The 12,038-nt window shown below is 62.9% G+C and carries 9 protein-coding genes; 3 read left to right on the top strand and 6 right to left on the bottom strand.

The window, feature by feature from the left end; all coding sequences use genetic code 11:
* The coding region (locus LCF59_RS16925) for an ABC transporter permease (protein ID WP_292288799.1) at positions 1-765 on the bottom strand (765 nt) is incomplete at its 3' end.
* A 69-nt stretch (positions 766-834) separates the two neighbouring features.
* Positions 835-2,418 (bottom strand): ABC transporter substrate-binding protein, encoded by a 1,584-nt coding sequence (locus LCF59_RS16920; RefSeq protein WP_292288798.1) that lies wholly within the window; start codon positions 2,416-2,418, stop codon positions 835-837.
* Positions 2,419-2,783: 365 nt separating this feature from the next.
* On the opposite strand from LCF59_RS16920, the gene LCF59_RS16915 reads away from it, so the two are divergent.
* Genes LCF59_RS16915 through LCF59_RS16905 form a run of 3 tightly spaced genes read left to right on the top strand, consistent with a single transcriptional unit; the run spans position 2,784 to position 6,132 of the window.
* Positions 2,784-3,905, top strand: coding sequence for a DUF917 domain-containing protein (locus tag LCF59_RS16915; protein WP_292288797.1), 1,122 nt, complete (start codon positions 2,784-2,786; stop codon positions 3,903-3,905).
* A complete protein-coding gene (locus LCF59_RS16910) occupies positions 3,902-5,458 on the top strand; it encodes a hydantoinase/oxoprolinase family protein (protein WP_292288796.1) in 1,557 nt (518 codons plus the stop codon). Before LCF59_RS16915 ends, LCF59_RS16910 begins: the two co-directional genes overlap by 4 nt.
* Complete coding sequence (locus LCF59_RS16905; RefSeq protein WP_292288795.1) at positions 5,455-6,132, top strand: AroM family protein; 678 nt, start codon at positions 5,455-5,457, stop codon at positions 6,130-6,132. Before LCF59_RS16910 ends, LCF59_RS16905 begins: the two co-directional genes overlap by 4 nt.
* A gap of 13 nt (positions 6,133-6,145) precedes the next feature.
* On the opposite strand, the gene LCF59_RS16900 is transcribed toward LCF59_RS16905, so the two are convergent.
* From LCF59_RS16900 to LCF59_RS16885, 4 genes are all read right to left on the bottom strand, one after another.
* Positions 6,146-6,583: a phage portal protein gene (locus tag LCF59_RS16900; RefSeq protein ID WP_292288794.1), complete on the bottom strand. Its 438-nt coding sequence runs from the start codon at positions 6,581-6,583 to the stop codon at positions 6,146-6,148.
* A 144-nt stretch (positions 6,584-6,727) separates the two neighbouring features.
* Entirely contained in the window at positions 6,728-8,029 is a 1,302-nt protein-coding gene (locus tag LCF59_RS16895) for a PQQ-dependent sugar dehydrogenase (RefSeq protein ID WP_292288793.1), read from the bottom strand.
* A 233-nt stretch (positions 8,030-8,262) separates the two neighbouring features.
* Positions 8,263-10,053: an SLC13 family permease gene (locus LCF59_RS16890; RefSeq protein WP_292288792.1), complete on the bottom strand. Its 1,791-nt coding sequence runs from the start codon at positions 10,051-10,053 to the stop codon at positions 8,263-8,265.
* Between the two features lie 546 nt (positions 10,054-10,599).
* The coding region (locus tag LCF59_RS16885; RefSeq protein WP_292288791.1) for a type IV secretory system conjugative DNA transfer family protein at positions 10,600-12,038 on the bottom strand (1,439 nt) is incomplete at its 5' end.

The following is a 12,038-nucleotide window of genomic DNA, read 5'->3' as shown; positions in this document are numbered from 1 at the left end:
GATGGTGCCACCCAGCAGCGAGTTCGCCTGCAACCCGAGAATGGTGACCATCGGGATGGCGGCGTTTTTCAGGGCATGTTTCGCCACCACCTTGCGGTAGGGCAGCCCCTTCGCTTTCGCGGTGCGCACATAGTCCTGCTGCATGACGTCCACCATGGCGCCGCGCAACTGGCGAGTGAGGATCGCGGCGGCGGCCAGCCCCAGGGTGAACGCCGGAAGCGCGATGTGCTGCCACCAGCCGACCAGGCTTTCGCTGATCGGCGTATAACCCGTAGCGGGAAACCAGGGGTTTCTGATGGCGAGCACCAGCACCAGCATCAGCCCCAGCCAGAACATCGGCAGCGCCACGCCCGAGACCGACAGAAGCCGGATCGCGTGATCCCCCGCCTTGTTCTGCCAGACTGCCGCCAGCACCCCCAGCGGCACGCCCAGCACGATGGCGATGAAGATTGAGAACAGCACCAATTCCACCGTTGCCGGCAGGAAGATGGCGACATCCTGCGCAACCTCGCGGCCAGTATAGACGGACGTGCCCAGATCGCCCTGCACGAGGTTGCCGATGTAGATCGCGAAACGCACTGGCAGCGCGCGGTCGAAGCCGCGCTCAACACGGATCTGCTCGACCATCTCCTGCGAGGCATCCGGCCCCGCTGCCAAGCGTGCGGGGTCACCGGGCGCCACATTGGCTACCGTGAATGTGATCACGGCAAGGCCTAGCAGCATCACCACCATCAGGCCCAGTCTCTTTAGGATCAGTCGTCGCATGTCACCCGCCGTTCAATGGGAAGCGGGCGCCACCGCTTCGGCAGCGCCCGCTGGCCCTGATCCACCAGATCAGGGCTGCTCGATATAGAGCGGGTAAAGATCCACCTCGGCCGTCATCCGGATCGGGCTGTCTTCATAGCCCTTTACGTAGGTCTTGTAGGCAAACATGCGCTGTCGCATCATGCCGAAGATCTCGGGCTGCAAGTCGACGATACGTTCTTGGATGTCGGCATAGATCGGCGCCCGCTCATCCCAATCCGACAGCTTGCGGGCTCCTTCGATCATGTCGATCAGCTTGTCGTCCTCGAGAAAGTGCGAACCATAGTACTTGCCTTGGGACGAGGGATGGTACTGGATCGCCACCGCGTCCGGGTCGGTCGAGACCGGCGTCGTGAATATACACATCAGGTCCGGGCTTTCCTCGACGTCCGCCGCGCGGGCGACCATATTGGGCCAGGTCAGCGGCACCATCTCAAGCTCGATATCGAGTTGCTTGAGACTGTTGAGCAGTGCAAGCCCCATTTGGCGCTGCTGCTCCAGCCCTTGGACATAGACGTATTCCAGTGTGATCCCACCTTCGGGCCACTGCGACTTGGAAAGGTATTCGCGCGCCTTTTCCAGATCCTGGCGCGGCATGCCCTCGACGTCGATCTTACCCTTGATGGCGTCGGTGAAGGCTGAGGTCTGAAGCGTCGCGTTGCCGTTATAGACCTGGATGAAGGTCTCATAGTCAAAGGCATGGGCGACGGCCTTGCGCAGGTTGATGTCCGACATGTAGTCACCCTGGGTGTTCATCTTGATCCCAAAGGACGTCAGCGCCGGGGTCGAGGAAACTTCGATATTGGGCCGCTCGCCCACAACTTCCAGTTCCTCGGCGGTCAGGTCGGTCACAAGATCAACCTTGCCCGAGATCAGCGCCGCGCGCTGGGACGAGGTCTCGCGGATCAACTGATAGATGATGCCGCCCATATCGTCGTTGTCGTAGGGAAAGCCCTTCCAGTAATCGTCATTGCGCTTCAGCCAATAGGCCGTACCCTGATCGAATCTTTCCAAGCTATAAGGCCCCGAGCCAGCGGCGTTCTGGGACAACCAAGCCTTGCCGAAATCGCCGTCCACGACATTGGGCTCAACCTGATCGGGGTTGACGATGAACCACCAGGGCAAGAACGATAGAAACGGCGCATAGGACCGGTCGAGCGTGAACTCCACCGTATGCTCATCCAGCGCCTTGATGTTCTCGGACCTCAGTACATCGGACAGCATCCACGAGACACCCTCGTTCATGTCCAGAACGCGCTGATAGGAATAGACGACAGCCTCAGCGGTGACCGGATCGCCGTTGTTGAAGGTCGCCTCGGGGGCCAGGTTGAAGGTCCAAGTCAGGCCATCCTCAGAGGTGCTCCAGTCGGTGGCAAGCCAGGGTTCTACCGTCGGCGGATCGCCAGAATACTTCACAAGCCCGTCATAGAGCGCCTGGGTCATCATGCGGATAGCATAGTCGTAGGGCTGGCCGGGATCGATGTGGGATACAGCTTGGCGGCCGCCGATCACCATCCAGAACTCGCCATCACGCTTCTCAACCGCGCCCGCGGGCGTGCCCAGCGACATCACGGCTGTAAGCGCCAGCGCCGAGGTCAGTTTCAACAGTTTCATAGTCCTTCTCCATGTCGGTGGTCCCGACGACGCCGGGCCGGTTCAGGGGTGTTATCACCGGGCTTTCTTGTGTGCCCTTTCTTACTTGACCATTAACTCAGATCGTGAGCGTCAGGAAAAAGAACGATTCCTGATGGCTGCCATTTGCCAAACCTATGAAACGGACTGGTTCAGGGCCCAACTGCAGCGAACTGCCGGATAGGGCGCCGCTTTCGCAACGCGAATGGCTCGCGCGATAGGCCGGGCACATCCGCACCATAAGCAAACGCTATTTGCGCAATGACCGTTCGCGGATGGTAATCGTAGAAAAAGTAGAACTCGGCCGCGTCCCGAACGCAGGCGATTCCGCCACGAAAGGATGAGCGATGACCACCCTGAGCCAGAGGGCGCCTAGTCAAACCTGTCGGATGCTCACCGCCGCAGACATCGAGGCGCTTGCCATAGGTGCGTGGATCCTCGGCACCGGGGGCGGCGGCGATCCCTATCACAAGCTGCTGAACATGCGCATCCTTTATGAGGCCGGGCGCGAAGTGACGTTGATCGACCCGATGACGCTGGACGACGATGCGGTCGTCGGCGTGCTGTCAAACATGGGCGCGCCGTTGGTCGGTCAGGAGCGCCTGGCCGATCCGGAATTCGCGCTGAAGCCGGTGCGGATGATGGAAGAATACATGGGCCGCAAGTTCGACGCGATTATGTCACTCGAAATTGGCGGTGGCAATGGCGTGCACCCGATGCTGGTGGCCGCGCTGACCGGGTATCCCGTGGTCGATGCTGACACAATGGGCCGGGCCTATCCCGAGGCGCAGATGACATCAGTCGCCGTGGCGGGTCTGCGGTGCTACCCGTTGACTATGGCCGATATCCGCGACAACGACGTAATCATCCCGCGCGCCGCCTCGTGGCGCTGGATGGAGCGGATCAGCCGCAAGGCTTGCACCGAGATCGGGTCTGTCGCCGCCACCTGCAAGGCGCCGCGCACCGGGGCCGAGATCAAGGCCCATGGCGTGCTCTATTCGGTTTCGAACGCCATCGCGCTCGGTCACAAGGTGCGCGAGGCGCGCACCGCCCATACCGATCCGATCGAGGCGGTGCTTTCGGCCGCCAAGGGCAAGCTGATGTTCCGTGGCAAGGTCGTGGACGTGGAACGCCGCGCAACCGAGGGCTTCCTGCGCGGTCAAGCCGTCGTCGAGGGGCTGGGCGATCATGTCGGCCGTGAGATGGTTGTGCATTTCCAGAACGAATTCTCGGTCGCCTATCTCGACGGGGACCCCGTGGTAATGACCCCCGATCTGATCTGCCTGCTCGATACAGTATCGGGCGAAGGCATCGGCACCGACGTGCTACGGTTCGGTCAAAGGGTCAGCGTGTTGGCGCTGCCGGCGCCAGATGTCTTCCTCAGCGAAAAGGGGATCGCCGCCGTGGGCCCCCGCGCCTTCGGCTTCGATCTGGATTTCACTTCGGTCTTCGAGGAAACACGGCCATGAAGCGCATCGGAATCGACGTCGGCGGCACCAATACCGATGCCACCCTTCTGGACGGTCACAAGGTGCTGACCTCGGTCAAGACCTTTACCACGGCCGATGTGACCACGGGCGTACGCGCGGCGCTTTCGGCACTGATCAAACAGGCCGGAGACGCGGCCAGGGACGTCTCGGCGGTGATGATCGGCACCACCCATTTCACCAACGCGGTGGTCGAAAGGCGCAATCTGGGTCGCGCCGCCGCGATCCGCATCTCGCTGCCCGCCTCGGCCAGCCTTGTGCCGTTCTGCGACTGGCCGAAGGATCTGGCGGCCAAGGTTAACGGCGGGGTCTATCTGGTCGAGGGCGGTCACGAATACGACGGCCGCCCGCTGGTCCCCATGGACGAACGCGCCGTCGCCGAAGCCGCGCGCCAAATCGCCCGCGACGGGATCGAGGCGGTCGCCATTTCCGCCACCTTCTCACCGCTGACAGCGGAATGCGAGGAACGCGCCTTCGAGATCGTGAAGAACGAAGCCCCCGACGTGCATGTCACCATGTCCGCAACCCTGGGGCGCATCGGCCTTCTCGAACGCGAGAACGTGGCGCTGATGAACGCCTCGTTGATCGGGCTGGCGCGCGACACAACCCGCGCCTTCGTCGATGCAGTGGCCGACTGCGGACTTGGCGCGCAGCTTTTCATCACGCAGAACGACGGCACCGTGGTGCGCGAGGATGCGGCACGGGAATATCCCGTCTTCTCCTTCGCTTCGGGACCGACGAACTCCATGCGGGGTGCGGCGCTTCTGGCCGGGATCGAGAACGCCATGGTCTGCGACGTGGGCGGCACCACGGCCGACATTGGCTGCTTGGTCAACAGCTTCCCGCGCGAGGCAAACAACGTGGTCGACGTGGGCGGCGTGCGCACCCTGTTCCGCATGCCCGACCTTCTGTCGATCGCCCTTGGCGGCGGCACCAAGATCAACCGCGCGCCGTTGACCGTCGGCCGCGAATCCGTTGGCTATCGTCTGGGACAGGAGGCACTGGTCTTTGGCGGCAACCAGATCACCGCTACCGACATCGCCGTGGCCGCAGGGTTACTCGACATCGGCGATAAGAGCCTGGTCACCCACCTGCCCGCCGATTTCGTCAAGGCGGCCTTAGCCGAGATGCACGAGCGCGTGGCCGAAGCTGTGGACCGCATGAAGACGGATGCCGCCGAAATCCCGCTTCTGGCGGCCGGTGGCGGCGCGATGTTGATCCCCGAAACGATGCCGGGCATCTCAAAGGTCGTCCATGTGGAACACAACGGCGTCGCCAACGCCGTAGGGGCCGCCATGGCGCAGATCTCGGGTGAAACCGACAAGATCTATCGCGACATGGAACGTGACGAGGCCATTGCCGCCGCCCGCGCCGATGCGGTCGAAGCGGCGGTCGGCGCCGGTGCCGCGCGCGAGACGATCAAGGTGATCGAGGTTGAGGATTTGCCGCTGGCCTATCTGCCGGGTCGCGCCATCCGCACTCGTGTGCGCGTGGTGGGCGATGCGGCGGCGCTACAACCCCCAGTGCCCGCATGAGCCGCCCAACCCTTGGCTTGCTGGTGATCGGCCAGTCGCCGCGCCCCGACCTGGAGGCTGAATTTGTCCATATACTGGGCAATGCTGCCGACCTGCGCCTGATGGGCGCGCTCGATCACCTCGATGATGACGGCATCGCCGCGACGGCCCCCCGGGACGACAAAGATACGCTCTATACCACCCTGCCCGACGGCCACTCGGTGCTGATCAGCAAGGCGGCGGTGACCAAAGGCATGGCCCAGCGGCTTGCCGAACTCGACCGGCTCGGCGCCGATGTGGCGGTCGTCTGCTGCACCGGCCGATTTCCCAGTCTTTCCACGCCGGGTGTGCATTTCGCCTCGGATCTGCTGTCCGGCGCCGTGGCGGGCGCTCTGCCTCACGGCGGCCGGCTGGGTATTTTCCTGCCCACCGCCGCCCAGGCAGCCGAGGGTCACAAGCGCTGGGAGCTTGTAGGACGCGAAAGTGCCTTCGTGGCTCTGTCCCCCGATGCCGACGACGCCACGATCAAGACCGCGGCGCGCGAAATGGCGGCCCATGCCCCCGATATCGTCGTCCACGACTGCATCAGCTACAAGCCCCACGCCCGCGATCTTGCGCGCGCCATCCACGGGCGACCAACGCTTCTGGCAGTTTCGGTCGCGGCCCGTTTCGCGGCCGAACTGGCCGGCATCTGAGCCACCGACTCTGTCATGAGTGCGTCAGACTTGCGATGGCGGTCTTGATGATGAAGCCTGCGAACATCGCCGCCGTTTTATTGCGATCGAGCTCAGCGTCGTCGCATTGGTCGAGCAGGAACAGCCGCACTATGGCGGGCGCCACATGCGGCAGGCAGCGGCTCTGAACCGCATCAAGCAGACGGTAGATGTGTAGAAGGTCCGCAGCGGGCACACGGACCGCCACCTGCCGGCCGATCGCGTCATACACGATCCCGAATTGGATGCGGTTGCCGTTGGCGGCCATCCGGATCATCTCAAAGGGCTGCACCTCGGCCAGCAGCAGTTGCACCTGCATGGGCACGAGTAGCCCGTCTGCATCGGCCTCGTCAGTCCAGGCCAGCCACAGCTTCTGGACATGGGCGCGCAGGTTGGCGTCCTCAATGAGCGACGGCTTGATCCCGTCGCCCACCAAGTTCGCGGACACAGTGCAGCAACGGCATCTCTGCGCAAAGCGCACTATTGCCAAAGGTGTCACACCGTGGTGTCCAAGCCCCGGAACGCATCAAAAACGCGGCCCGAAGGCCGCGCGAAGATATGCAGCGAGCGCGTCCTCTCAGGACGGCGGTGTCAGCTTGTGGATCTGTCCTTCGTCGACCGCGGTGTAGAGGCTGCCATCGGGACCGAGCACCAGCGACCGGAACCGCGCGCTTTCCATGGGCAGGGTCATCTCGGTGACATCCTCGACCGAGATCTCGCCGTCCTCGGTCCGCAGCTCGATCACGTCGATCCGCTGACCGAGAGGGGTGCCGCCAAAGCCGATCCCCATCAGCCCGACAACCATCGCGCCATCCCATTCGCCCCAGTCTTCGCCGCTCAGGAACTCGGCCGAGGACGTGCCTTGTGACCACCCATTGTTGGTCCAGATCGGCGGCATCGCGTCCGGATAGGTTTCGAAATCGGTCATTGGCATGAAGGCGGCGCGTTCATAGCGGTTCATGCCCTCCATCTGGTTCGGCATGTATCCGCAATAGCCGTCCGGGCAATCGCCCCGCCCGGCCATGTTGTCACGCGGATCCCAGCCGCCGTTGCCGCCATTTTTCAGCACCGTGATCTCGTCGGAATGCCATGGTCCGTGTTCGGCGACGATGGGTTGGCCGGTCTCGGGATGGAAGGTGAGGCCCTGCACGTTGCGGTGACCGTACGTATAGATGCGCGGGTCAAACCCCTCGGGCGGCGCGTTCTCGGGCGCGGCATTGCCGTCGGTGTCGACGCGGATGATCTTGCTGCCCATGATGGTCGGGCTTTGCGGGATCTCGGCTTGGTGATTGTCGCCGGTCGTCAGGTAAAGATAATCGCCCTCGGGTCCGAACCGCACCCGCCCGCCATTATGCGTGCCGGTGCCGCCGAACGGGTGATCCGTCGCCTCCGTTTTGTAGGGCACGTCGTCGATGATGTCGGTCCGTTCCGACACATCCGTGAAATCATCGTTGACGACCAGGCGCATCAGCCGGTTGGTGGGAGGATCGGACTGGGTGGAAGCCGAATAGACATAGATCCGGCGGTTCTCCTCGAAGTTCGGATCAACTGCAACGCCGTTCATCCCGGCCTGGCCGTCGCAAAACAGATCGGACGCCGTGCTGGCATAATTCTCGGTCCCTTCCAGGCCAAGCAGCGCATTGACGTCGCCCGATGGCATCCGCACCGAAAGGCCGTCGCATTTTTCGGTAAAGAACATCGTGCGGTCGGGCAGGAACGCCATGTCCCACGGACTGTCCAGATCGGACAGGACCAAGCTGTGTTCCAGGCTGCTTGTGTTCGTTCCGACCTGCGCAAGACCGGGAGACGCCACCGCAATCGTCGCCAGCAATGGCGGAACGATCCAATGGGCCTTGGTGCGGATTTGCTTGAATGACATGAGTTTCCTCCCTGAGGCGCGTGTAGTTGTGCCGGCAAGGATCCCGACCGCCTGGTGACATGCGCCGATATCCTGCCTGATACGGAAACGAGCGAGTGTCCGAAGGGTTCCCGCAGCGGTCTCGATTCCGCCTGTGCCCGCCCGAGCCCCGCAGCAGGCGCCAGGAGCGCCGTGTCGCCAAGCCTCCCGTCTGACCAAGGTGCGCCGTCCCCTCGCGGCGCACCCTCCGGGGATCAGCCGAACATCCAGACGATCGCGGCGCAGGCGGTCACGCCCGCCACGACGTTCATTATCAGCCCGATCTTCAGGAAGTCGGTGAACTCGTAATTGGCCGCACCGTAGATCAGCGTGTTGGTCTGGTAGCCGATGGGTGTTGCGAAACTTGCCGATCCTCCGAACATGATCGCCATGACCAGCGCTCTGGGGTCAAGCCCGATGGTCTCTGCCACACCGATGGCGATCGGCGTGAAAACCACCGCAACCGCATTGTTCGTGACCGTCTCAGTGAGGACTGATGCCAGAAAGTAGATCGACAACAACGCGAAAAAGGGCGGGAAATCAGAAATCAGGCCCGAAAGCTGATCGACCAGGAGCTTGACCGTGCCTGCATTCTGAAGCCCTGTGCCGATTACCAGCATTGCGAAGATCAGCACGAGGATCGACCCGTCGATCGCGCTCCAGGCCTCGTCCGCATCGATGCAGCGAAGGACCAGGCTGGCGCAAACGGCAAGGATCGCAAGCGTTGCAATGTCGAACAGACCAATTGCGGCCAACCCGACCACCGCCAGTATGGCGGCCAGGGCAATCGGCGCGCGTTTGCGGCGGAAGGCCCGGGCGGCCGGGCGGCTGACGGAGACCAGCTCGGCCTCATCCTCGAGCCTGCGATAGGCATCCGCCGGTCCGTTCATCAACAGCTTGTCAGCCGGACGCAAATATATGTCTTCAAGCCCTGGTCCAAGGTTGTTCTCCGGCCGGCTCGCGCCCAGGACCCGCACGCCGTAGCGCTGCCCGAGCGCCATGCGGCCCAGGTTACGCCGTCTTGCCGCCTTGCGCGGGGACACGATGACCTCGACCGTGACACATTCGTCGTCGCTCACCGCCTCGGGGCCCAGTCCGACCGTCAAACCGTCGTCTTCCTCCATCGTCAGAAGCTCGGAGGTCGACGCGCGGAAGATCACCTTGTCGCCTTCCTGAACCGGATGATCGGGCGACGGATCGTTCCGGGTCTCCCCGTCATGCCCGTCATGGCGGATCGAAAGCACCTGGACGCCCGATCGGTTGAACGCCTCGACATCTTCCAATGTCGGGCCGGCATGGTCCTCGTCGGCAATGATGGCCTCGGACAGGAACCGTGTCTCTCCCATGAGCCGGTCGGGATCGCTGGTGCCACGGTTGGGCAGCAGCCAGGGCCCCAGGAGGATCAATGTCAGCCCGCCCGCGATTGCCACCAGGATACCGATGGGCGTGATCTCGAATATGCTGAAGGCATCGAGCCCCTGCTCGCGGGCGACACCATCCACGAGCAGATTGGTCGAGGTGCCGATCAGCGTGCAGGTCCCGCCCAGGATCGCGACGTAGGACAGGGGCATCAGCAGACGGGTGGACGCCATATCAAGCGCATTGGCAAGACGGATCACCACGGGGATCAGCATGAGCACGACCGCCGTGTTGTTCACGAAACCCGATGCCACCATCGCAGTGCCGAGGACCATGGCAAGCGCGAGCTTCGGGCGGCTCTGCCCCTGCCGGATCGCAAGTTGCGAAATCGCTTCCAGAACACCGGTCCGGACGAGCGCGCCCGACAGGACAAACATCGCCCCGATGGCCAGCGGAGCGGGGTTGGAGAACACCGACAACAACTCATCCGGGCTGACAAACCCCAACGCCACGAAGACCGCGGCAAAGCCTGCAGCGGAGACTTCGGGCGGATAGCGTTCCGACATCATCAGCGCGAAAAGCGCGATGATAAGCCCAAGGGCGATGACGGATTTGTAGTCGCTCAGGACGTTGACGAGGTCCGACATCGCATTCAAACCCACCAAAGGTTCTGTGTGTTATCGAAGATAAAAATCCATTTTTCCTCTCGAACCAAGCCAGCTCATTCAGGCCGAATTTGCACCAGACCACAAGGATCATCGCATCTTCGCACCGCAGGGCCGCCCGCGAACCAGACCAGCGGTCGCTTCGTGACGTCAACACAATGGGTCCCTGCCGGTTCCGCCGGGATCACTCCAGCCGCACCAATTCGAGCGGCTCCAGCGCCGGGTCGGGCCCCTGCAGCAGGGTCATCATGACGGGGACGGGATGGGCGGAGGTTGACCCGTCTCTTGCGCGCGCACCCCGCGCGTAATCATCCGGGCTGACGGCCCTGCCTGGCTGGACGAACGGGCGGGATGGAACCGCAAGCTCTACACCGTCTTGGCGACGCAACACGTCCCGCGGCAGGTCGGCAGTATCAGGCGGGTTGGCGCGGCAGCCGCGATTGCAGAGCGACGCAGGACCCAAAACCTGGCATCAGGATCGCTATGTCGACAAGAGAAACCGTCGCTTCAGCGTGGCAAAACCTCGATCTAACGCTCTGCCAACCCTTCTCCGGGCCCTTGTTTCAAGGTTGTCTCCATCTCGTCCAGACCATTCACGGCGGCCCGTACCTGCGCGTTATCGGGCCTTTTTGCCAGATCGACTGTGGGCAGCTGCGCACCAAAATCCATCTCCATCTGCCGCTGTGCCTCGGCGACGACGGCTTGAACGACAGGCGCGGTCTTCTTTGAAGCGGCGTCGGCTTGGCCTAACAGTTGGCCATCTATAGCCTGGCTTGCCCTCTCCATATCGGCTTCTGTTCCCCTTGGTCCATCCGACGGCGGTGTCATCGGCATGGCGCGCGCACTCAAGGACAGATTGCCCTGCGGCCCCCCTCCCCCGGGCTCTGGAAACGGCAACTCGCCCGTCTGCGCCGCGTGGATCGCCTTGAACAGCCGGTCGTCAAAATATTGGATCCGTTTGGCCCGGACCGGCATTTGCGCGTCGATCACCATGACAATCTCGTCGAGCGGCAGGCGGCGCGCCTCGTCTTCAGGCAACAACGAACTTTCTTCGGTCCGGGTGGATTGGCTGCGGCCCTCGAAGGGGTTCTTGCCGATGGACTGGGAGCGCGTAATGACGGTCTTCGTGGTCTTGCCCACCGCCTTGCTCAGCTCCTCGACGGTTTTCTCATCCGAGGGCGTCAGGTAGAGCTTGACGCCCGCGTTGCCCTGCAGGGCGCGACGGGTGTTCTCGCCGTAGATTTCATCGAGGGCGGGGATGGTTTGGGTGACAACGGCAAGGTGGCCGCGGTAGGTCCGCAGGGTCTCGATGCTCTCAACCACGATCGGCATTTTGCCCAAGCGATTGAACTCGTCGAGCATGATCATCACCGGCCACGGCTCATCCGGTCCAGGATCCTTTTCCTGCATGGCCGAGAGAAGATCGGAGAAGAAGAGGCGGATCAGTGGGGCGAGGGGTTTCACCATCAGCGGCTGGACGACGAGATAGACCGAGAAGGGCTGCTTGCGGATCGTTCGGAAATCAAAATCCGACACCGCCGTCGCCTCGTCGATGGCCGGGTTCTGCCATTGGTCGAGCCCAGAGGTCATCAGGAGCGAGACATAAGAGGTCAGTGTGTCGTTGTTGGTCGAAGCGAGCCGCGTAAAGATCAGCTTGGCAGCCCTGTTATCCACCTCGTGGCCGCGCGCGAAGTATTCCTTCTGCTTGTTCCCGCCGGAGGCGGCGATGCGATAGATCTCGCCCAAGGTGGGACGCTTGCGCTGGAACGCCAACAGGCCTGCCGCCACGAAGAGGTCGATCCCGCCTTTCAGGAGGCCCTGCACCCGGTCGTTGTCGCTCTGCAGGAAGAGCGTCGCCAGGAGCTGCAATTCCATCTGCTGGCGCGCGGGGTCTTTTAATTCAGCGATGCGCAGGAGCGGGTTGTAGCGATGCGTGCGCTTGCCCTCCCAATCGGTGGGGGCAAAGC

Source organism: Marivita sp. (assembly GCF_020055675.1).
Lineage (GTDB): Bacteria > Pseudomonadota > Alphaproteobacteria > Rhodobacterales > Rhodobacteraceae > Marivita.
The sequence above is the reverse complement of the archived record's forward strand: the minus strand, read 5'-3'. Positions and strand labels throughout refer to the sequence as shown.

Coding starts and splice junctions, on each gene's coding strand:
- LCF59_RS16920 (WP_292288798.1), bottom strand. CDS start 2,418: ATGAAACTGTTGAAACTGACCTCGGCGCTGGCGCTTACAGCCGTGATG.
- LCF59_RS16915 (WP_292288797.1), top strand. CDS start 2,784: ATGACCACCCTGAGCCAGAGGGCGCCTAGTCAAACCTGTCGGATGCTC.
- LCF59_RS16910 (WP_292288796.1), top strand. CDS start 3,902: ATGAAGCGCATCGGAATCGACGTCGGCGGCACCAATACCGATGCCACC.
- LCF59_RS16905 (WP_292288795.1), top strand. CDS start 5,455: ATGAGCCGCCCAACCCTTGGCTTGCTGGTGATCGGCCAGTCGCCGCGC.
- LCF59_RS16895 (WP_292288793.1), bottom strand. CDS start 8,029: ATGTCATTCAAGCAAATCCGCACCAAGGCCCATTGGATCGTTCCGCCA.
- LCF59_RS16890 (WP_292288792.1), bottom strand. CDS start 10,053: ATGTCGGACCTCGTCAACGTCCTGAGCGACTACAAATCCGTCATCGCC.